Annotated in this window: 14 protein-coding genes, 1 tRNA gene and 1 pseudogene; 8 read left to right on the top strand and 8 right to left on the bottom strand. The window is 71.3% G+C overall.

Translation table 11 applies throughout. The features are described from left to right. Positions 1 to 36 precede the first annotated feature (36 nt). From ABD378_RS10685 to ABD378_RS10675, 3 genes are all read left to right on the top strand, one after another. The gene (locus tag ABD378_RS10685) at positions 37 to 1416 is read left to right on the top strand and encodes an MFS transporter (RefSeq protein ID WP_344520360.1); all 1380 of its coding nucleotides are present in this window, start codon (positions 37 to 39) and stop codon (positions 1414 to 1416) included. A gap of 206 nt (positions 1417 to 1622) precedes the next feature. Continuing rightward, on the top strand, positions 1623 to 2381 hold the full coding sequence (locus ABD378_RS10680; RefSeq protein ID WP_344520359.1) for an IclR family transcriptional regulator: 759 nt from the start codon (positions 1623 to 1625) through the stop codon (positions 2379 to 2381). 101 nt (positions 2382 to 2482) lie between these two features. Then, positions 2483 to 2556: transfer RNA gene (locus ABD378_RS10675), tRNA-Lys, on the top strand. On the opposite strand, the gene ABD378_RS10670 is transcribed toward ABD378_RS10675, so the two are convergent. From ABD378_RS10670 to ABD378_RS10655, 4 genes are read right to left on the bottom strand one after another with little or no spacing between them, the layout of a single operon-like run. Then, positions 2557 to 4281 carry a GH3 family acyl-acid amido synthetase gene (locus tag ABD378_RS10670; protein WP_344520358.1) on the bottom strand — a complete coding sequence of 575 codons (1725 nt, stop codon included), beginning with the start codon at positions 4279 to 4281 and terminating at the stop codon, positions 2557 to 2559. Between the two features lie 2 nt (positions 4282 to 4283). Then, positions 4284 to 4901: a hypothetical protein gene (locus ABD378_RS10665; RefSeq protein ID WP_344520356.1), complete on the bottom strand. Its 618-nt coding sequence runs from the start codon at positions 4899 to 4901 to the stop codon at positions 4284 to 4286. After that, the gene (locus ABD378_RS10660) at positions 4894 to 5616 is read right to left on the bottom strand and encodes a DUF6182 family protein (RefSeq protein ID WP_344520355.1); all 723 of its coding nucleotides are present in this window, start codon (positions 5614 to 5616) and stop codon (positions 4894 to 4896) included. Before ABD378_RS10660 ends, ABD378_RS10665 begins: the two co-directional genes overlap by 8 nt. After that, positions 5617 to 6756: a hypothetical protein gene (locus ABD378_RS10655; RefSeq protein ID WP_344520354.1), complete on the bottom strand. Its 1140-nt coding sequence runs from the start codon at positions 6754 to 6756 to the stop codon at positions 5617 to 5619. It lies immediately after the preceding gene. A 241-nt stretch (positions 6757 to 6997) separates the two neighbouring features. Here ABD378_RS10655 and ABD378_RS10650 point away from each other — a divergent pair, with 241 nt between their 5' ends. The 3 genes from ABD378_RS10650 (at position 6998) to ABD378_RS10640 (ending at position 9630) form a co-directional block, all read left to right on the top strand. Continuing rightward, positions 6998 to 7672, top strand: a complete 675-nt coding sequence (locus ABD378_RS10650) for a DedA family protein (protein WP_344520353.1) — start codon at positions 6998 to 7000, stop codon at positions 7670 to 7672. A 99-nt stretch (positions 7673 to 7771) separates the two neighbouring features. Continuing rightward, positions 7772 to 8995 (top strand): sensor histidine kinase, encoded by a 1224-nt coding sequence (locus tag ABD378_RS10645; RefSeq protein ID WP_344520352.1) that lies wholly within the window; start codon positions 7772 to 7774, stop codon positions 8993 to 8995. Beyond that, positions 8986 to 9630 carry a response regulator transcription factor gene (locus tag ABD378_RS10640; RefSeq protein WP_344520351.1) on the top strand — a complete coding sequence of 215 codons (645 nt, stop codon included), beginning with the start codon at positions 8986 to 8988 and terminating at the stop codon, positions 9628 to 9630. The genes ABD378_RS10645 and ABD378_RS10640 overlap by 10 nt, the downstream gene beginning before the upstream one ends. 93 nt (positions 9631 to 9723) lie before the next feature. On the opposite strand, the gene ABD378_RS10635 is transcribed toward ABD378_RS10640, so the two are convergent. Beyond that, on the bottom strand, positions 9724 to 10752 hold the full coding sequence (locus ABD378_RS10635) for an ornithine cyclodeaminase family protein (RefSeq protein ID WP_344520350.1): 1029 nt from the start codon (positions 10750 to 10752) through the stop codon (positions 9724 to 9726). 361 nt (positions 10753 to 11113) lie between these two features. Here ABD378_RS10635 and ABD378_RS10630 point away from each other — a divergent pair, with 361 nt between their 5' ends. Both ABD378_RS10630 and ABD378_RS10625 read left to right on the top strand, forming a co-directional pair. Beyond that, the gene (locus tag ABD378_RS10630) at positions 11114 to 13519 is read left to right on the top strand and encodes an MMPL family transporter (protein WP_344520349.1); all 2406 of its coding nucleotides are present in this window, start codon (positions 11114 to 11116) and stop codon (positions 13517 to 13519) included. A gap of 182 nt (positions 13520 to 13701) precedes the next feature. Continuing rightward, positions 13702 to 14910: a hypothetical protein gene (locus ABD378_RS10625; RefSeq protein WP_344520348.1), complete on the top strand. Its 1209-nt coding sequence runs from the start codon at positions 13702 to 13704 to the stop codon at positions 14908 to 14910. Between the two features lie 74 nt (positions 14911 to 14984). Here the strand turns inward: ABD378_RS10625 and ABD378_RS10620 are convergent, their stop codons facing one another. From ABD378_RS10620 to ABD378_RS10610, 3 genes and pseudogenes are all read right to left on the bottom strand, one after another. Beyond that, positions 14985 to 15785, bottom strand: a complete 801-nt coding sequence (locus ABD378_RS10620) for an alpha/beta fold hydrolase (protein WP_344520346.1) — start codon at positions 15783 to 15785, stop codon at positions 14985 to 14987. A gap of 100 nt (positions 15786 to 15885) precedes the next feature. Further along, entirely contained in the window at positions 15886 to 16113 is a 228-nt protein-coding gene (locus tag ABD378_RS10615) for an MbtH family protein (protein ID WP_344520345.1), read from the bottom strand. Positions 16114 to 16165: 52 nt separating this feature from the next. After that, positions 16166 to 21928 (bottom strand): annotated as a pseudogene (locus ABD378_RS10610) (amino acid adenylation domain-containing protein). Between the last annotated feature and the right edge of the window lie 23 nt (positions 21929 to 21951).

Genomic DNA, 21951 nt, shown 5'->3' with positions numbered 1-21951 from the left:
CGTTTCGACTTCGCCCCCCTTCGGCTGGGAGGAAACATGGCCAACCCCGCGCCCGCCGAGACGCTGCCCTCCGGCCTCCGTCCCGGCGAGCCGGCCACGAGCCTCATCGACGACACTCCGGTGACCGGGTTCCACCGCAGGCTCACCGCCTTCTGCTCGGGCGGGCCCTTCCTCGACGGCTTCGCACTCGGCGTCGTAGGCCTCGCCCTGCCCCAGATCGCCCGGCAGTGGCAGCTGAGCGGCCTGTGGCAGGGCGCACTCGCCGCCGCGGCGCTGCTCGGCATCCTCGTCGGCGGCCTCGTCTTCGGGTACGTCACCGATCTCGTCGGCCGCAAGGTGATGTACTCCCTCAACATCGCGGCGATCGCCGTGTGCGCCGCCGCCCAGTTCTTCGTCACAGGACCCGAGCAGCTGCTGGTGCTGCGCGTTCTGCTCGGCGTCACCATCGGCGCCGACTACCCCATCGCGTCCTCGCTGCTCGCGGAGTTCGCTCCCCGCAGGTCCCGCCCGCGCCTGATCGGGCTGCAGACGATCATGTGGTCGGCGGGCAACGCGACGGCGTACCTCGTCGGTGACGCGCTGCTGCGCCTCGGCCCGGACGCCTGGCGGTGGATCCTCGTCTCCCCCGCCGTTCCGGCGCTCGCCCTGGCGTTCCTTCGCGCAGGTACGCCCGAGTCCCCCCGCTGGCTGCTGAGCAAGGGCCGTACCGACGAGGCGCTGCGGGTGATGCGCAAGGTGTACGGTCCCGGCGCCCGGCTCGACGGCATCGAGAGCCGGCCCGCCGCCACGAAGTTCCGGCAGGTCTTCCAGGGCGTGTACCTGCGGCGCACCCTCTTCGTGGCCGTCTTCTGGACCTGCTCGGTCACACCGGTCTACGCGCTGTACAGCTTCGCCCCGACGCTGCTCGACGCCCTGGGCATCGACACCGTCGGCGGTACGGAGACAGAGAACCTGGGGTCCGTGGCGATCGGGCTGCTGCTGCTCGCCGGGACGGTCGTGGCCACGCTCGTCGCGGGCCGGGTGCGCAGGCGGACGCTGCTCATCCTGCCCTTCGCCGTCGCGAGCGCGAGCCTGCTCGCGCTCGGCCTGGTGCCGGAGACCTCCGTGGGGGCCGTCGTCGTACTGCTCGGTGTGTACGCGCTGTTCATCGGCGGCCCGACCATCCTGCAGTGGATCTACCCGAACGAGATCTACCCCACGGAGATCCGCGCGACGGCCTTCGGCGTCGGGGTCGCCACGAGCCGGGTCGGGGCGGTGCTCGGCACGTTCGTCGTGCCTCTGCTGCTCGCGGGCGTGGGTGTCTCGGCCACGATGCTCGTCGTCGGGGCCATCAGCGCGGTCGGGGCCGTGGTGTCCGCGCTGCTCGCGCCCGAGACGCACGGGCATACGCTCGATGAGGCGGCGCGGGACGGTTGAGGTCCTTCTCAGGTGTGCTCGCTTGTGTGCTCGCTCCGTCACGACGGAGTGGGCATGACTTTGGCATATGCCAGAGTGGCGCGTTCCTGCTGACAGAGCCGGGACGCGCCCACCAATCTCGTCAACAGCCGCTCCATATGGGCCCCTTGGCGGCTATCGTGGGACGCAGCCCAGCTGTCCGGAACCGTTCCACGCAGGGGGAAGCCGTGGCGCTGAAGCACGAGCCGGCCACGCCGCAGCACTCGGTGCAGAGCGCGCTGCGGGTGCTCGAGGTCGTCGCCAAGCACAACGCCGGCGTGACCGATGTCGAGCTCGCCCGGCAGACCAAGCTGCCCACCTCCCAACTCACCGCCCTGCTGCGCATGTTGCGCCGCGAGGCGTACGTCGAGCAGATCGCCGACGGTGCGTACGTCACCGGCGAATCCCTCACCCGCCTCGGCTCGGCCCAGCGCCGCGACCAGGTGCTGCGGGACAAGCTCAAGGGGACGCTCGACGGTCTTCGCGACTCGATCGGCGCGGCCGTCTACATCAGCCGGTACGAAGACGGCGAAATCAAGATCACCGACTTCGCGGACGGCCCCCGCACCCCGAAGGTCAACGAGTGGGTGGACTTCCGCTCCTCCGCGCACGCCAGCGCGGTCGGCAAGAGCCTGCTGACCCAGCTCGACCTGAACGGCCGCAGGGACCACCTCTCCCGCCACAAGATGGCCCGCCTCACCTCGCGGACGATCACGAACGAGCGGGTCCTCCTGAACCGCCTCGCGGCCCAGCCCGCCACGGTCCCGGTCCTCGACCTCCAGGAGTACGCGGTCGGCACGGTCTGCGCCGCGGTGCCCATCACCGCGGGTTCCGCGGTCGGCTGCCTGGCGCTCTCCCTGCCGGTGGAGCACGCGCACCGGCTGCGGGAAGCGGCCCAGACGCTCAATCGCGGGGCGGCGCCTGTGCTGCTCTCGCTGGCGATCTAGGGGCAGGACCGCGGGGTCCGAGAGGGATCGAGAGGGATCGAGAGGGATCGAGGGCGGTCCTGAGCACCCTTCGGGACCAGGTATTATTTTTGAGTCAGCAGGCGCCGCTAGCTCAGTTGGTTAGAGCAGCTGACTCTTAATCAGCGGGTCCGGGGTTCGAGTCCCTGGCGGCGCACTAGCGATTAGGTCGCTGACCTGGGGCTTCTCGGTTTTCCGAGAAGCCCTTTCGCGTTTGTCGGCCACCCGCCGTGATCAGGTCCCAGGCCGCGTCGTCGGCCTGGAACACCTGGTCCTTGACCTCGGGCGGGCGCATCCCCGAAGCGACGCGGCGGTGCCAGTTCGCCACGAAGGCGGACGTCGGCACGGGCAGCACACGCGCGGCGGCGAGTGCGCCGCCCTCGCGTGCCCGTCGGTAGTCGGGGTTCGCCCGGCACAGCGCGTCGTCGAGCACTCCGGCGAAGGACGCCACATCGGACGTGCCCGCGCCGTGGAACGCGACGGCCACCGTGTAGTGGTGGGATCCGACGGTGTGGTGGTGGGATCCGGCCGCGCGCTCCGGTCTGCCGGTCATGTTGATCACGTCGGTTCCGGTACGTCGTGACGCCTCGGCCACCGCACGCACCAGCTGCACCTCGCGCAGCCGCTCCCCCGCCACGTCCGACAGGCCCGCCCGCCCCGCGTACGCGACCCGGGGCAGCGTCCCGGCCCGGTCCACGACGTGGGCCACATCGCCAAGGACGTAGCGGTACAGGCCGCCGAGGTGCGAGAAGACGACGTGGTAGTCGCGGCCGGGTTCCAGCTCGTCGTACAGGAGGGTGGGGCTGTCGGCGCGCACGTCGTCGGCCGCGTCCACGAACTCGTACAGCGCGGACGAGACGGCCAGGTGACCCGCGTGCGGGTGCCGGTCGAGCGGCACCCCCACCGGGCCCTCCGAGGCCGCCGCCGGGGTGGGCAGGACGGTGACGTCGTCGCCGTACACCTCCCGCAGGCGCGGCAGATAGAGCGAGGCGACGCCGCTGGTCCAGCAGTAGAGCACGCGGACGCGGGGCCAGACGGCGGCGGGCACGGGGCCGTGCCGCTCAAGGTCGGCGGCCCGGACAGGGTCGGGGGTGCCGCCGGGGCGTCCGCCGAGGGTGCCGTCGCGCACGTCCCGCAGGATCCGCGGCCACCACTGGGTGAGCAGCTCGGGCAGCATCGCGAGCATCGTCGGGTTGTGGCCGATCACGCAGCGCACGTCGTGCTCCACGGCCATGCGCAGGCGGAGGTAGAGCTTCTCCAGGTAGTCCCGCTCGTCCACCGGCACGGGCAGCTCGGCCCACGGCGCCTCACTGCCCGGCTCCCGGAGCGTGACCCCGAAGCCGCCCCGCAGGTCGGCCTGGCTCGGGCCGAGGCTCGGCCGCCCCGACCCCGTGGTGTTCGGCCGCGCGAGCCGGTCGTGGCGGAGGTTCAGGGTGGCCGCGCCCAGCGAGAGGGAGTCGGGGAAGTACTCGGCGGGCACGCCCATCGCCGCGCGGAAGTAGGGCAGATAGACCTGCCTGAGGAACGGCTCCGTCACCGGGATCCGCTTGCGCGAACCGGTGCTGCCGCTGGTGGTGAAGAAGAGCCGGGGCTCCTCGCGGGTGAGCACACCGGGCTCGCCGTCGGCGGCGCGGGCCAGCCAGGGGTCGTACTCCTGGTAGGTGCGCAACGGCACCGCCCTGCGGTAGTCGTCGAGCGTGCGGACACCCGAAAGGCCGTGCTCCGTGGCGAACTTGGTGCCCGCGACCTGGGCGAGCAGCTCCTCGAAGACGTGGCGCTGCGCCTGGGCGGGGTCGGCCACGGAAGCGGCCAACTGGTGCTTCGCGGCCACCAGTTCCTGCCGGAAGGCGGCGTCGTCGGCGTGGTCGGGCACAGGTCGCACGGTCACTCCTTCATGGCGCGCAGGACGTGGTCGGTGGTGGCGGCGATGTCCTGGCCCGCCGAGATGTGCTCGACGCGCAGGTCCTTGACCGCGTCGATGAGCCCGGCCCGCAGGTCGCCCTGGAAGCGGGTGAAGGACTCCTTGCCGGGCGTCGGGCCGTAGTGCTCCAGCGGGTTGAGCAGGGCGCCCGCGCCACTGCGCTGCCACGCGGTGTCTGCCGCCACGTCCAGGAAGACCACGCCGGACGGTCGGGGCAGGGAGCGCCAGTACTCCTGCCAGGGCTCGTCGGGCAGGCCGAGGAGGCGGCACTTGACCAGGATCTTGTAGTAGTAGGAGTCCAGGAGCGGGGTGCGGTCCTGCGGTGCGGTGAAGACGCTGTCCCGTAAGTAGGCGACCGCGACGTTGAGCAGCGCCATGACGTAGTCCGGCGAATTCTGTCCGGCGAACGCCTTGCCGAGAGCCGCCGGCAGCTCGGCGATGGCGCGGTAGTCGCCGGTCAGCATCGTGGGGTCGTACGACGTGGGCCGTACGTGTCCGTCGCGGGCCGCGAGGTCGGCGAGGACCGAGGACTTGCCGCAGTAGTCGGTGCCGAGCAGGACCCAGAAGTCCGAGTCAGCCACGGGTGCCCTCCTCTTGCCCTTCTCCTTCCCCTTCCCTTTCCTCTTGCCCTTCCCCTTCGTCCTCCTCGACCCGCGCGAAGGCGCGCAGCAGGTGGGGTGCGGCCGGGTCCTGATGCACCCTCAAATAGGCGTGCCGCTGGGTTGGTTCGGGCAGCTCATCCGCGTGATGGACCGTCAGCAGGTCGCCGGGGAGGAGTACTCCGGTCAGCAAGGACTCGGCCAGGGTGTGGTTGACGTGCACCAGATAGCGCGGCAGGGAGAGCCCCGAGGTGGCGACCGTCATCCGCAGGCGCCGTACGCCGCCCACTCGCGGCGGCGCGGCAGGGGTGTGGGGCACGTCGAGCGTGAAGGGTCCTGGCATGACGGGCGGCAGGTCGCCCTGGAACGCCCGCAGCAGCAGGCGCAGTTCGCGGTGCGCGAGGCGGGGCCCGGCGGCGTACCACGCGACCTGGCCGTCAGACGCGACGACGGAGGGCGGCAGGCGGCCCGCCAGGTTCCGCGGGTTGCCCGCGAGGAACACGGTCCGGGTGAAGTCGGCCTGCCACCGCGCCCTGGCATCCGGGGAAAGCCAGGTGGCGAAGTCCAGGACGGAACGGGCGAATCCGCGCGGGTCGAAGCCGCGAAGGACCGCCACGGCGGACGCCTCGGAGCGCCGCGGCCCCGCGGTGCGTATGCGGGTGTCCAGGATCTCGCGGAGTTCTTCTTGCGTGAGCATTCAGACGTACACCTCTTCGAGCAGCGTCCGGCCAGCGGGCGCCCGGTCCCGCGCGAGCAGGGCGGTGGTGAGCCGGTAGGGGTCGACGTACGGATGCGGGCGGGCGTGCCGACGCAAGTGCGGCACGAGGCCGGGCTCGGGGGCGGCGGGGTCGTGGTCCCCGGGGTACCGGGCGAGCAGCCGGGCGGCCCGTGTCATGCAACGCCCCACCAGTTCGGGCCGGTAGGGCTCGCGGTCGCCGCGGCCAAGGGTCGCGATGAAGTAGAGCCGCATCCCGAGCCGGTAGGTGCGCGGGCCCACCACGTCGAGGAACCGCCCGGCCAGGGCGGCCGCGGTGCGGCCCTCCCAGCCGCCGTACCTGCTGGAGCGCGGCGGGCCCGTGAGCCTGCCGTCGGTCCGCACCCGGCCGACACCGACCAGGGCGACCCGGGCGCCGAGCCGGGACAGGACGTAACGCACGAGGACGTAGTCGGGCAGCGACCCGGTGTCGAAGGGGAGCACGAAGGCGTCGTACGCGCCGATCAGCGGGACGAGTTCGCGCAGCACTCCGGCGAGGTAGTTGGCCTGCCCGTCGGCGCCCGCGAGGCGGCGCAGCGGAAGGCCGTGCGCGGTGCCGTCCAGATAGACCGGGCCGTTCCAGGGGCGGTGGTCGACGCAGAGACCTCGCTCGGCGAGGAGGTCCACGAGGGCGTCGAGCGTGATCAACGGGGGCTTGTGCACCCGGAGTCCCGGGTCGGGGATGCCGAGCTCGCGGTACCGGTCCGCCCACAGGTCGAGGATGCGCGCGCCCGCCGGGTGCAAGGTGCCGCTGCCGCCGATGGGGCCCCGCAGCGCCGGGCCGGATTCCCGCTCGCGCTGGTAGGCGACGTACAGACCGCCGATCTTCTCCTCGTCGAACGCGGAGAAGTCCATGCCGGGGTACACGGCGTCGAGATGGGCCCAGAAGCCATGGGTCTGGGCGTTGTCGACACCGACCGTCCAGCTGTGGAGGTGGTCGGTGGAATGCAGCAGTCCGGTGGCCCGGTGCAGCACATCGCTCCAGAGCAGTCCCTTGACGTGGCTCAGGGTGAGCGGCTTGGTCGGGGCTATCGGAACGGGGGCGATGAGCACGCGCCACCGTGCGGGGTCGTCGCTCGGCATGCCGGGACTCTACGGCGGGCCGCAGGGCCCGCCGGGCTTCCCGGCCGATGACTGCAGGAACATGCCAGCCGCCGGTGCGGGCCCGTCCCAAAGGCGCGTCCCGCTTCCCCGGAACCCTGCGGAAAACCCCACCCTGCTCGACGGCAATCCGCATACCGCCGCTGTTCCAGGGTTTCTAGCGTTGCTGGTGAAACTCGGCGGCTGTGCCGCAGCCGCCGTCCCGCCAGCTTGGAGAAACCGCATGGATCTCGTGACTCTCGCCCTCCCCCAGGAACCCGCGGGCGGCATCGCGGGCTGGGCGGCCGACCTCGTGGACACGATGGGCGGTCCGGGAGCCGGTCTTGCCATCGCCCTGGAGAACCTCTTCCCGCCGCTGCCCAGCGAGGTGATCCTGCCGCTGACCGGCTTCGCCGCCGGGCAGGGCGTGATCAGCCTGGCGTCCGCGCTGTTCTGGACCACGCTCGGCTCGGTGGTCGGCGCCGCCGTCCTGTACTGGATCGGCGTGCTGTTCGGCCGTGAGCGGATGCACGCCATCTGGGCCAAGCTGCCGCTGGTCAAGGGCTCCGACCTGGAGCGCACCGAGCAGTGGTTCGCCAAGCACGGCACCAAGGCCGTCCTGCTCGGCCGCATGGTGCCGATCTTCCGCAGCCTCATCTCGGTCCCGGCCGGTGTGGAGCGCATGCCACTGCCGATCTTCCTGTCCCTGACCACCATCGGCAGCCTGGTCTGGAACTCGATCCTCGTGATGGCCGGTTACTGGCTGGGCGACCAGTGGGACGCCGTGGAGACCTACGTCGGATTCCTCTCCAAGGCCGTCCTCGTCCTGGTCCTCGTCGCCATCGCCGTCTACGTGGTCATGCGCGTCCGGTCCCGGAAGCAGCCGCAGGCTCAGCCCCAGCACCGCCGCACCTCCTGACCCGCGACGATGACCGGCGACGCGACAGACACCCGTCCCCTTCCCGTCCAAGCCGGGCGATCTTGCCCCGGCGGTGCGGCAGCACTAGTGTCGGCAGGCGTGAAGGGGGACCTGGCAGGTACGGACACCCATCGTCTTCCGTCGACGCTCGACCCGCGACCGGAGGACGGTGGCGCCCTCACACCCGCGGTGAAGCCGAAAGCCCGCCTCCTCAGGGTCGCCGGTGTCCTGCTCAGCTGCTTCACCGCCCTGCTCGGCCTGCTGTACTTCATCGTGGCCGGCGCCCTGCTCGGTGCCTTCCTGCTGTGGCCGCGCACCCGCGGCAGGGCCCACGCCCTGCTCGCCGCGGGGGCCCGCAGGCTCACCGCCCTGGAGCGCGCCAGGCGCTCGGTCTTCTTCCACGACAGGTTTCCCGAGCACCACGCCTCCGACCAGCAGGTGCTGCGCTACCTCGCGGCCCGTACGTACACCGGGCTGCTGTGCAGCATCGTGGTCGGACTGCTCGTCTTCGGCGTCATCCTGGCCGGGCTGCTCGCCGCGGGCATCGCCCGGTCCACGCTGACCTGGCAGGAGCTGCTCACCCAGGTGCTGCTCGGCAGCGTCCTGCTCTTCCTCGACGTACAGGGCCTCTACTCACTGGCCGCCCTGGACACACGTCTGGCGCGCGAGTGCTTCGGGCCCTCCGAGCGCGAGCTTCTCGAGCGGCGCATCAACGAACTGGCCGCCAGCCGCGCCGCGGTGGTGCGGGCGGTGGACACCGAGCGGCGGCGCGTCGAGCGCGATCTGCACGACGGAGTCCAGCAGCGCCTCGTGGCCCTGGCCATGCTGCTCGGCCGGGCCCGCCGCAGCAAGACGCCGGAACAGTCGGACGCCCTCCTGGAGCAGGCGCACAAGGAGTCCCAGGAGGTCCTCACCGAACTGCGCGAAGTGGCCTGGCGGGTCTATCCGTCGGCTCTCGACAGCCTCGGTCTGCAGGAGGCACTCGGCGGGGTCTCCGAGCGGTGCAGCATCCCGATAAGGATCGAGTACGACGTCCCCGAGCCGCTGCCGCCCGCCATCGAGACGGCCGCCTACTTCGTCGTGTCCGAGGCCGTGACCAACGCGGCCAAGCATTCGTCCGCCGAGGACATCTTCGTCAGCGTCAAGGGATACGACACCTTCCTCGCCATCCTGGTCCGCGACAGCGGTGTCGGCGGCGCCGACCCGGCGGGCAGCGGTCTGACCGGACTGCACAGCCGGGTGGCCGCGCTCGACGGCAGCCTGAACGTCCACAGCCCCTCCGGGGGCCCCACCACCATCACCGCGGAGCTGCCGTGCGCGTAATTCTCGCCGAGGACTCGACCCTGCTGCGAGAAGGGCTGATCCGACTGCTCACCGAGGAGGGCCACGAGGTCCTCGCCGGGGTGGGAGACGCCGTCTCGCTGCTGCGTGAGGTGGAGGCGCAGACGCCGGACATCGTGGTCACCGACATCCGGATGCCGCCGACCCACACCGACGAGGGGCTGCGCGCCGCCGTGGAGATCCGCAAGCGCTGGCCCGGGGTCGGCGTGCTCGTGCTCTCCCAGCACGTGGAGCGCAACTACGCCGCGCAGCTGCTCACCTCGAACGCCGAGCGGGTCGGCTATCTCCTCAAGGACCGCGTCGCACAGGTCGACGAGTTCCTCGACTCGCTGGAGCGGATCCACGCAGGCGGCGCCGCCATCGACCCCGAGGTCGTACGGCAGTTGGTCATCCGCACCACGCACACCGATCCCCTCTCCCGCCTCACCCCCCGCGAGCGCAGCGTCATCGAGGCGCTGGCGCAGGGCCACACGAACGCGGCCATCGCGCAGAAGCTGCACATCTCACTGAGCTCGGTCGAGAAGAACCTCAACATGATCTTCGACAGGCTCGAGCTCTCGCACACCACCGGCTACAGCCGCCGGGTGCTCGCGGTGCTGCGGTACCTGGAGTCCTGACGGAGTACTGACCCCCCACAGGCGACTGGCCCCGGATCCGCACTGCGGGTTCCGGGGCCAGTCGCCTGTGGGGGGTTCTTTGGTCATTCGCTCCTACTCGAAGGAGTAGGGGTTGAGCGCGTCCTCCGGCAGGTGCTCGAGCTCGACGCGGTCTCCGATGCCCGCCTCCTCGGCGAGTTCGAGGAACACGTCGAAGGCCACGTGGTCCTCGAGCGCGAACCCGGTCGAGTCGAAGACGGTCGTACGCTCCCGCAGCGGCTCGGCCAGCTCCGGATTGGCGCACAGCGCGAGCAGGTCGGGGCCGAGGTCGCTCTCCTCCAGCTGCTGGCACTCTCCCTCGCGCAGCGCCTGGCCCATGTGGTCGGCCGTGACGAAGGACGAGGTGAGAACCGCCTTCGGCACCTCGAACTTGCCGATGAGGTCGGCGCCGATGGCGTTGATGTGGACGTGCGGGCGCAGGTTCTCGCCCGGCAGGACCGGGCCCTCGCCGACGCCGACGGAGGTGACCGTGCAGATGATGTCCGACTGGGCCTCGATCTCGGCGAGCGTGGCGACGCGGACCTCGATGTCCAGGAAGTCCACGCGGCTCGCGTACGAAGCGGCGTGCGCGGCATCGATGTCGTACACGAGGATCTGCTCGATCGGGAAGACCCGGCTGAGGGCGTGTGCCTGCGTCACGGCCTGCGCGCCGGCGCCGACGAGGCCGAGGACCTTGCTGTCCGGGCGCGCGAGCAGCTTGCTGGCTATGGCGGCGGCCGCACCCGTGCGGATCGCGGTGGGCAGAATGCCGTCGCCGACGGCGAGCAGACGACCCGTCACGTCGTCGTAGCGGGTGAGGGATCCGATGATGGTCGGGAGCTGGAACTTCTCGGGGTTCGTCGGTGTGTAGCCCACCGTCTTGATCGTTATGGAACTGCCCGGCTGATGATGCGGCATCCACTCGAGGATCGCCGTGTCGTCCGGGCCGCGGAGGAATCCTTCACGCGCGGGCGTGATGCCCTCGCGCCCCGGGGTCGTGAACGCCTCTTCCAGGCGGGCGATCATCCGGTCCATGAAATGGTCGCGGCCATTCTCCTGGACGAGCTTGGCAACATGCTGCCGGGTAAGGATCAGGGTTTCCACTTTTCTCCCTCGAATAGCGTCGCACGATGGCACTTAACTGCCATTGAATTCAATCCGGCTCGGTTTGAGCCCAGACTGTGTCCGATCCGCGCCGGATCGAGCCATTTCGCAAGAAGCTGTATTACTCGGATCCGCCTTTAGAAAGTAACGGCCGGATTTTGTGTGGGTCAAGATTCTCAGGACCCCTTACGGTTTCCCGCAGGGTCGACCCTGCGGGAAACCGCAGGGTCGGATCTGCGGAAACCTCTGGATACTGCGGTGGTTTACCTCGTATCCACGTCCGACCCGCAGAACTAGCGTTGCTCTCGTCGTCAGCGGACAGCCGCTCCCAGCGGACCGTGCAGCAATGGAAGGAACAACGGTGCGAAAGAAACCGGCAACGGTACGGATCGCGCGATGGAGCGCTACCCATTCGTGGACGGCCATCGGACTCTGGATCGCCTTCGTCGTCCTGTGCCTGTTCCTGGGCGGGGCAGCCGGCACCAACAAGATCAGCGACGACGAGTCGGGGGTCCGGGAGTCCGGTCGCGCGGGCAAGATCGTCGCCTCCGGGGACTTCACCGAGAAGGCCGAGGAGAACGTCCTGATCACCGCCGAGTCCGGCGGCGCCCTGGACAAGCAGACCGCGCAGAAGGCCGCCGCCGACGTGCAGCGCCGGATGAAGGCGCTCGACGGGGTGGAGAGCGTCGGGGATCCGGTGCCCGCGCCCAACGGCAAGGCGCTCCTGGTGCCGGTGGTCATGAAGGGCGACACCGAGAACGCGGACACCCGTGTGCAGCCGCTGCTCGACGCCAGCGCGGCCGCGGAGAAGGACAGCGCGGGCCTGCGGATCGAGCAGGTGGGCACGGGGTCGACGGCCAAGGGGCTCTCGGAGACCCTCGGTGAGGACTTCAAGAAGGCCGAGCTGATCAGCCTTCCGCTGACGCTGCTGATCCTGCTCGTCGTGTTCGGCGCGATCATCGCCGCCGGTGTGCCCGTGCTGCTCGCGATGTCCTGTGTGGGCGCGGCCATCGGCCTGTCCACGCTCGCCTCGCACGTCCTTCCCGAGACCAGCGCGGTCACCAACGTCATCCTGCTGATGGGCATGGCGGTGGGCGTGGACTACTCGCTCTTCTATCTCAAGCGGGAACGCGAGGAGCGCAAGAAGGGCAAGTCCCACATCGACGCGATCGAGATCGCGGCGGAGACCTCCGGCCACACGGTCGTGGTGTCCGGCACCACCGTGATCGTCGCCATGGCCGGCCTCTACCTGGCCAACGAGCCCACGTTCGCCTCGCTCGCCACCGGTTCGATCATCGTGGTCGCGGTCGCCGTGCTCGCCTCGCTGACCGTCCTGCCCGCGCTGCTCGGCAAGCTCGGCAACTGGGTCGACCGTCCGAAGGTGCCCTTCCTGTGGCGCCTCACCATGCGCTCCGGTGACTCCCGGGTGTGGCCGGTGCTCCTGAAGCCCGCGCTGTCCAAGCCGTGGCTCACGCTCATCGTCTCCGTGGGCGCCATGGTGCTGCTCGCCCTGCCCGCCCTCGACATGAAGCTCAAGCAGCCGGGGTCGGACGACCTGTCCAGGGACATCGCCGTCGTACGGGCCATGGACCGGCTGACGGACGCCTTCCCGAGCGAGGGAACCGTGCACCAGGTCGCGGTGCGCGTCCCGGCCGGCGAGGCCGCCCAGGCCAAGACCGCCCTGAACAAGCTGCTCGACCGGGCCGACAAGGACGAGCGCTTCGCGCACGACCAGAAGCCGACGATCAAGGAGTCCGAGAACCACCGGGTGTTCACCGTCAACGTGGGCACGCCGTACCAGCCCAAGAGCGACGAGGCCAAGGAGTCCCTCGACGTCCTGCGGGCCTGGCTGCCGCAGGCGATGGCGGACGTCCCCGAAGCCGAGCACGGTGTCGGCGGCAAGGTGGCCCAGGGCGTGGACTTCACGGACCACCTCCAGGAGCGCATGCCGTGGGTGGTGGGCTTCGTCCTGCTCCTCACCTTCTTCACCATGATGCTGATCTTTCGCTCTCTGGCCGTGGCGGTCTCGGCGATCCTCCTGAACCTGCTCTCCGCGGCGGCCTCCTTCGGTGTCCTCGCGGCGGTCTTCCAGCACACCTGGGCCGAGTCGCTCCTGGACTTCCACAGCACCGGGGCGGTCGTGTCCTGGCTGCCGCTGTTCCTGTTCGTGGTGCTCTTCGGACTCTCGATGGACTACCACGTCTTCGTCGTCAGCCGGATCCGCGAGGCGGCCCTGCAGGGCACGTCGATCAAGGAAGCGGTCCGCGAAGGCATCACGAAGTCCGCGGGTGTGGTGACCAGCGCGGCGATCGTCATGGTCGGCGTCTTCGCGATCTTCGGAACGCTGAGCATGGTCGAGTTCAAGCAGCTCGGCGTGGGTCTGGCCGCGGCGATCCTGCTCGACGCCGTGGTGATCCGCATCTTCGTCCTGCCCGCGCTGATGACAGTGATCGGCAAGTGGAACTGGTGGCCGGGCCGCGTCTCCTCCGCCGGCCGTCACGGGCCGACCTCGACGGGCTCCGGCGACGACCTGCCGGGACAGCCGCAGGCGCAGCAGCAGCCGCAGTACGCACAGTTCGCGGCGCAGCAGCAGGGCTACCAGCAGCGGCCGGCGCAGCAGCAGGGATACCCGCAGCAGCAGCCTTCGCACCAGCAGGGTTACCAGCAGCAGGGCTACCAGCAGCAGCCGGAGCACTACCAGCAGCCGTACCAGCAACAGCCTCCGCTGCCGCAGCGTGATTCCTCGCGGCCCGACTACTACCAGTAGGTAGAGCGGGTCCCTCCGACGGAGGGAGGACGTCCTGGCACCCCCGGCCGGACGTCCTCCCTCCTTTCCCGTTCCTGCCCCACAACCGCCTCCCGCGCCCGGCTTCCCGTGGCAACTTCCTGTCTGCAGCTTCCTGCCAGCGGTGTCCCGCCGGGCAGGTCCGCGCTGCCAGGGTGACCGGCATGGCTACAGCAACCGGCAGAGCCGGATTACGCGCCCTGATACCGAAGTTGAGGCTCCTGTTCCTGACGATGGCCATCGGTCTGATCGCCACCGGGACCATGACGGCACAGGCGGCGGCCGCGCCCGCCGCCTCCGCATGGCAGCCCGCGACCGCCCCGGACGCCCGGGGCTTCAGCAAGTTCGTACCGTTCGGCGGCGGCTCCGCGATCGGCCGCAGCAGTGTGCAGACGAGCAGCACCTGCCTGCCCTGCGAGTACGACCACACGCTGTGGACCAGGCAGGGCGGCGGCGCCGACTGGCGCAAGGTCCCGCTGCCGGCCGGCGGCTCGACGGACGTCCTGGCCGGCACCGCGCCCGACGACGCGTGGGGCTTCGGCCGCAACGACCGCGGGTACTTCGGCGCGCACCACTGGAACGGCTCGGCCTGGACCGACCGGACGTTGCCGGACGTGGAGATCCTCGCCGCCCGTGCGACGTCCCGCGGCACCGTGTGGGCCGTCGGCAACTACCGCGGCGCGGGCGACGCGACGATCCCCGGGGCCGTCGCCCGCTGGGACGGTGCCAAGTGGTCCCTGACGCAGCTGCCCGTCCAGAACCACTGGACCAGCCTCAAGGCGCTGCACGTGGTGTCGGAGAAGGACATCTGGGCCGTCGGCTCGACCAGCGAGCGGACCCTGAACGGCCAGTCACGGCCGTACGCGGTGCACTGGGACGGCTCGTCCTGGACCGAGGTCACGCTGCCCACCGTCTCGGCCCTGTCGGGCAGCGCCAACGCGGTCACCACCGGCGCCGACGGCGAGGTGTGGATCGGCGGCATCGACCGCAATCCGTGGGCGGACAACGGCTCGGGTCCCCCCAAGGCCTTCGCGCTGCGCCGTATCGGCACCGAGTGGAAGCTGACGTTCGTCCCCGCCGCCCAGGCGACCGGTGACGAGAGCAAGGACAGCCTCGCCGTGAACGCCCTCGCCTTCCACGACGGCCAGTTGCTGGCCGGGCTCACCGCCCACGAGAGCAAGAAACAGGCCCTCGCCCGCTGGACCGGCACCGTCTGGGAGCCGGTGTCCGGACCGGGGGCAGGGAGCTTCGCCGACGTGTCCGCGCTGACCAGCACGGCGGACGGCACGCTGTGGGCCACTGGCCTGCACGCCCCGCGCTACCAGTACAAGGGGTACGCCGCCTCGCTGGCGCCGGGGGCGGGCGTCGGCTGACGTACGGCTGGTACGGCCGCAGAACGGCGAGAGGGGAGGCGCCCACCGGCACCTCCCCTCTCGCCGTGCCCGGGTCAGCTCGCGAAGAAGTCCACGATCTCCTTGTTCACGGCGGCCGGGTCCTCCAGGTAGCCGTAGTGGCCGCAGTCGGGGACCAGGGTGAACTCGGCGCCCGGGATGGCGTCGGCGACCTCGCGGCCCAAGTGCGGCGGGGTGATCAGGTCGTCGGCGAATGACATGACCAGGGTGGGGACGCGGATGCCGCGGTAGGCGGCGAGCCGGTCGTCCAGGTTGCTGACCTCCATCTGGGCGCGCTGCCCGGGTCCTGCCGGCTGCGAGAGCTCGAACAGGTCGAGCCAGTCGGCCATTTCCCTGTCGTCGTTCAGCGTCCGCGGGGACAGGGACTTCAGGGCGCGCAGCACGGCGGCGTACGGGGTGGGCAGCCGCACTCCGGAGTCGTGCAGTTCGATCTCGGCGCGGGTGAGCCGGGCGCGCATCGCGTCGGTGCGGCCGCGGGTGGCCATGAGGACGGCCTGGCGGACCAGTTCCGGGCGGGCCAGGGCGAGTTCCTGGGCGATGAACGCGCCCATCGAGGTGCCCACTACCCGGCACGGACCGATACCGAGGCGCTCGATGAGCCCGGCCACGTCGCCCACCATGTCCTGGAGGGTGAAGCCCTCCGGGCACTCGGAGGTCGGCGGGATGCCGCGGTTGTCGAAGGTGATCACGCGGTGTCCGGCGGCGGTGAGCGCGGGCACCTGGTGCAGCTGCCAGACGGTACGGCCGCCGCCGGTGCCCTGGATCAGCACCACCGGCTCGCCCTGCCCGGTGTCCTCGTAGTTGAGTCGGATTCCGTTCACCGGGATGACCGGCATGTCTCGTGTCCCCCTCGTCGTGCGAGCGGCCCGCCTGCCGGACGTACCGGCAGGCGGGCCGAGTGGCTGCGTTACGGCGGCGTCAGGCGCGTCAGGCGCGTCAGACGGCAGCGCCCGAGCCCTCCATGGACGCGATCAGGCTCTTGGGGCGCAGGTCGGTCCAGTTGGTGTTGATGTACTCGAGGGCCGCGTCGCGGGTGCTCTCCCCCAGGGCGGTCTCCCAGCCGGACGGGATCTCGACGAAGGCAGGCCACAGCGAGTGCTGCCCCTCGTCGTTGACGAGAACGAGGTAGGTGCCCTCGGGGTCCTCGAAGGGATTGCTGCTCATTCGATTGCTCCTTCTAGAGAAATATCCGATTCCGCGGGTTGCGCTCGGTGAATTACAGGTGAGCCGCGAGGAGATTGCCGATGCGGGCCACATGCCGCGCATCCGTCATCAGATTTCCGTGCGTCGAGTCTATAGCTCGGACATCGACAGTTCCGCCGACAAAGGATTGCCACAAGTTGACATCCAGGCGGTCGGACCTGTCGGCGTCCGACTTCCGGTCGGCGGAGATGAAGAGGACGTCACCGTCGAAGAAATCCGGCTCGAATTTGCGCATGATCCGGACATTGTTCACGTATACATCCTTGAGGGCCAGCATGTCCTGCGCCTCCAGGTGTGCAAGGGCCTGATTTCCACCTTGCAGGAACTCCCTGAAACGCAGCAGAACCCCTTCCTGGTCTGCTATGAGATCGGCCATCTCGAACTCGAACCCCATGGCCTGCATATTGTGCGCGACGACCTCGTGCTCCACGGGGTCCGAGGTGTCCGCGCCGGCGCCCGCCGGATAGGCGTCGAGCACGGCGAGCAGGCCCACCTCCTCGCCGTCGGCGCGCAGCCGGGTGGCCAGGGCGTGCGCGGAGAGGCCGCCGAAGGACCAGCCCGCGAGCCGGTAGGGGCCGTGCGGCTGTACCGCTCGGATCTGGGCGGCGTAGTCGTCGACCATCTCGTCCATGGTGGCGGGCAGTTGACCCTTGCCGTCCAGGCCGCGCGCCTGGACGCCGTAGACCGGCACGTCCGGGCCGATGTGCCGGACCAGGCCCGAGTAGCACCAGCTGAAGCCGCCGCCGGGGTGCAGGCAGAACAGCGGGGCGGCCGAGCCGCGCGCCCGCAGGGGCAGCAGCACGCCGGTCGAATCGCGGCCGTCGGTGACCGTGTCCCCGGCGATGACGGCGGCGATGGCGGCCGGGGTGGGCGCCTCGAAGACGGTGCGCACGGGCAGTTCGACGCCCAGGTCCTCGCGGATGCGCCCGACGAGGCGCGCGGCGAGGAAGGAGTGCCCGCCGAGCTCGAAGAAGTCGTCCTCGGCCCTGGCCCGGTCCACGCCGAGCACCTCGGCGAACAGGGCGCACAGCGCGTGCTCTTCGGGGGTCACGGGCTCCCTGCCGCCGCCCGCCGCGTACGCGGGCGCCGGGAGCGCGGCACGGTCCAGCTTGCCGTTGGGTGTCAGGGGCAGCGCGTCGAGGGTGACGAACGCGGCGGGCACCATGTGGTCGGGCAGCCGCAGCGCCACGCGGGTGCGCAGCTCGCCGTCGGCGGGCTGTCCCGCGGGCACCACATAGCCGACGAGCCGCCGGTCGCCCGGCCGGTCCTCGCGTACGACCACGGCGGCCTGCGCCACGTCCGGCTCGGCGGTGAGCGCGGCCTCGATCTCGCCCGGCTCGATGCGGAACCCGCGGATCTTCACCTGGGTGTCGGCCCGGCCGAGGTAGACCAGGCGCCCTTCGCCGGTGAAGCGGGCCAGGTCGCCGGTGCGGTACATGCGGGTGCCCGCCGGGCCGTACGGGTCGGCGACGAACCGTTCCGCGGTGAGCCCCGTACGGCCGTGGTAGCCGCGGGCCAGTGCGGCGCCCGCGATGTACAGCTCTCCCGCGACGCCGGGCGGCACCGGGGCGAGCCAGGGGTCCAGGACGCGGACGGCGGTGTTGGCGACGGGGCGGCCGATGGGCGGCGCCCCCTCGTCCCACTCCTCGGTCAGGACCGGCAGCTGATGGGCCGTCACCACGTGGGTCTCGGCGGGCCCGTAGTGGTTGTGCAGCCGTCGCCCGTCCCCCGCGGCGCAGAACGCGCGGATGGCTCCGTGCGGGGTGAGCGCCTCGCCGGCCTGCACCAGGTCGGTGAGGTCGGGCAGGGCGAGGCCCTGGGCGGTCGCGGCCTCGCAGACGGCGTCGACGACGAGGTTGGGCGCATACAGCTCCTGGACGCGGGCGTCCTGGAGCCAGCGGGCGAGCCTGGCCGGGTCACGCCGCACGTCCTCGGAGCAGACCACGAGGGTCTTGCCGGAGAGCAGCGCGGAGAGGATCTCCTGGACGGAGACGTCGAAGCTCACCGCGGTGAACTGCGCGACGCGGGTGCCCGCGCCGCCGGGGAGTACCTCGTCGTGCCAGTCGAGCAGATTGCCGAGGGCGCCCGCGGGCATCGCGACACCCTTGGGACGCCCGGTCGATCCCGAGGTGTAGATGACGTACGCCTGGTGGGCGGGGTCGTACGGAACGCTCGGGCGCCCCGCGCCGGACTCGGACAACTCCCTTACCGCGGACGGCTCGTCCACCACGAACGTCTGCTCGTCCTGCCCTGCGGGCAGCACATCACGCACGGCCCGCGTGGTGAGGATGACGGACGGGCGGGCGTCCTGAAGCATGTAGGCGATGCGGTCGGCCGGGTACTCCGGGTCGAGGGGGAGGTAGCCCGCCCCCGCCTTGCAGATCGCGATCAGGGCGGTGACCAGGTCGGCGGAGCGGGGCATGGCGACCGCGACCAGGCTCTCGGGGCCCGCACCCCGGTCGGCGAGCAGCCGCGCCAGGCGTTCGGCGCGCGCGTCGAGTTCGGCGTACGTGAGGGAGCCGTCCGGGGTCTCGACCGCCACCGCGTCCGGGGTGCTCGCGGCGGCCGCCTCGAAGCGTCCCGCCAACGAGCGCTGAGGGAAGACGCGTTCGGTGGCGTTCCACTCGGTGAGCACCGACCGCCGTTCCGCGTCGGTGAGTACGGACACCTCACCGATCCGGCGCTTGGGGTCGCCGGTCGCCTCCTCCAGGAACCGCAGCAGCCGCGCGACGAGCGCCTCGACGGTGGACCGGTCGAACAGGTCGGTGCTGAACTCCAGGCCCGCGCCGAGACCGGCGGGGGCGCCGTCGGCCGCGCGGCGCTCCGCGAAGGAGAACAGCAGGTCGAACTTGGCGGACGCGGTGTCCGACTCCACCGGGGCGACGCCAAGGCCGGGCAGCTCGGGCCCCGACTGCGCGCTCCGGTCGGTGTTGTTGAAGGTCAGCATGGTCTGGAAGAGCGGGTGGCGCACCAGCGAGCGGGCCGGGTTGATCTCCTCCACCAGCCGCTCGAACGGCAGGTCCTGGTGGGCGTAGGCGGCCAGGTCCGACTCCCGTACGCGGGCGACCAGTTCACGGAAGGTGGGGTTGCCCGATGTGTCGGTGCGCAGCACGAGCGTGTTGACGAAGAAGCCGACGAGGTCGTCCAGGGCGTCGTCGGTGCGGCCCGCGACGGGCGTGCCGAGCGGGATGTCACTGCCCGCGCCGAGCCTGCTCAGGAGCGCCGCGACCGCCGCCTGAAGCACCATGAAGGGGCTGGCCTGGGTGGCGCGGGACAGGTCGGTGATCTTCTGGTGCAGCGGCCCTGGGACCTCGTACAGAATGCGGCCCCCGCGGTTCTCCGTGACGGCGGGCCTCGGCCGGTCGGCGGGCAGCGCCAGCTCGTCCGGCAGTCCGGCCAACGCCTCCTTCCAGTAGCCGAGTTGGCGGGAGATGGGGCTGGTCTCGTCGTCCTCGGAGCCGAGGACCTGACGCTGCCAGAGGCTGTAGTCGGCGTACTGCACGGGCAGCGGGGCCCAGGCGGGCGCCGCGCCCTCGCGGCGGGCCGCGTAGGCGCCGGTGAGGTCGCGTGCCAGGAGGGGCACCGACCAGCCGTCGCCGGCGATGTGGTGGATCACGAGCAGCAGCACGTGCTCCCGCTCCCCCGTGCCGAACAGCCAGGCACGCAGGGGCACTTCGGCGGTGAGGTCGAAGGCGTGGCGCACGGCTGACGCGAGGTGTCCGGGCAGCGCGTCGGGGCTCACATCGGGCACGGAGGTCAGTTCGGGCCTGGCCCGGTCGCCGTCGAGAACGATCTAGTACGGGCCATCGGCGTCCTCGGCGAACACGGTGCGCAGGGCCTCGTGCCGCCGTGCCACGTCCGCGAGGGCGGCGCGCAGGGCCTCCTCGTCCAGATCGCCGGTGAGGCGCAGCGCGAAGGGGATGTTGTACGTCGCGCTGGGGCCCTCGAAGCGGTGCAGGAACCAGAGCCTGCGCTGGGCGAAGGAGGCGGGCACCCGCTCGGGGCGCGGCTCTGCGGGCTCCAGGGCCACGCGGGCGCCGCCCGCCTCCGCGAGCCTGCGGCCGAGCGCGGCGACCGTGGGCGCCTCGAACAGCTCACGGATGGCCAGTTCGGCGCCGAGGACCGAGCGGATGCGGCTGACCAGGCGGGTGGCGAGCAGCGAGTGGCCGCCGAGTTCGAAGAAGTCGTCGTCGATGCCGACGGACGGCACGCCGAGAAGCTCCGCGAACAGGCCGCACAGGATCTCCTCCTGCGGGGTGCGCGGGGCCCGCCCGGAGGTGGCGGCGCCGAAGTCGGGGTCGGGCAGCGCCGCCCGGTCGACCTTGCCGTTGCCCGTGAGCGGCAGCGCGTCCAGGACGACGTACGCCGACGGGACCATGTAGTCGGGCAGTTCGGCGGCGGCGTGGGCGCGCAGCTGCGCCGGGGCCGGGGCCGCGCCCTGTGCCGCGACCACGTACGCGACGACGCGCTTGTCGCCGGGCCTGGCCTCGCGGACGGTGACGACGGTCTGCACCACGGCCGGGTGGGCGCCGAGCACGGACTCGATCTCGCCGAGTTCGATGCGGAAGCCGCGGATCTTCACCTGCGCGTCGGCACGCCCGATGTAGTCCAGGGTGCCCTCGGTGTTCCACCGCACCACGTCACCGGTGCGGTACATGCGGGTGCCCGCGGGGCCGTGCGGGTCGGCCACGAAGCGCTCGGCGGTCAGACCCGCGCGCTGCCAGTAGCCACGGGCGAGTCCGGCGCCCGCGACGTACAGCTCACCGGTCGTCCCGGCGGGCACCGGGCGCAGCGAGCCGTCGAGGACGCGCAGCGCGGTGTTGTCCAGGGCGGTGCCGATGGGCATGGCGGCCGGTATCTCGGAGCCCGCGGGCAGCGCGTGCCGCACGGCGAACGTCGTCGTCTCGGTGGGGCCGTAGCCGTCGACGACCACGAGGTCGGGGCAGGCGGCCATGACGCGGCGCACGGAGGCGGCGGGGACGACGTCGCCGCCGGTCCACACCTCCCGTACGCCGCCGAGGTGTTCGGGCGCCTCGTCGGCGATGAGCTGGAAGAGTCCCGACGTGAGCCAGAGGGCGCTCACGCCGTGCTCGACGATGAGCTTGCCGAGGGTGTCGGCGTCCAGGTCACCGGCCGGTGCGACGACGGCGGTGCCGCCGGACAGGAGCGGCACCCACATCTCGTAGGTGGAGGCGTCGAACGCGTGCGGCGAGTGGACGAGGACCCGGGTGTGCGCACCGCCGGCGAACGAGCGGTCGTGGGCGAGCTCGACGACGTCCCGGTGGGTGACGGCGACGCCCTTGGGGGTGCCGGTGGAGCCGGAGGTGTGCATGACGTAGGCGAGCTGGTCAGCGGCGAAGGACACGTCGGGGGCGCCCGTTCGCGGCTCGTGGTGGTCGTCGCCGGACAGCAGTACGGCGACGGCGCCCGTCCCCGCGGCGCGTCCGTGGTTCGCCTCGTCGGTGACGACGAGGGTCACGCCCGCCCGGGTGAGGGTCTGCCGCAGCCGCTCGTCGGGGTCGGTGTTGCGCATCGGGACATAGGCGCCGCCCGCCTTGAGGATGCCGAGGACGGCGACGACCAGCTCCGCCGAGCGCTCCATGAGCAGGGCGACCGGCGTCTCGGTTCGCACCCCGGCCTCGATGAGGCGGTGGGCCAACTGATCGGATCGCTCGTCGAGTTCGGCGTAGTCGAGGGACGTCTCGCCGCAGCGGACGGCCTCGGCGTGCGGGGCGCGGGCAGCCTGGGCGCGGAACGCCTCGGGCAGGCCGGTCACCGGCACGTCCGTGGTGGCGCCGC

It is taken from the genome of Streptomyces rectiviolaceus, assembly GCF_039533825.1.
GTDB classification, from domain to species: domain Bacteria; phylum Actinomycetota; class Actinomycetes; order Streptomycetales; family Streptomycetaceae; genus Streptomyces; species Streptomyces rectiviolaceus.
Note: the sequence above shows the minus strand (reverse complement) of the source record. Positions and strands in the feature narration are given on the sequence as shown.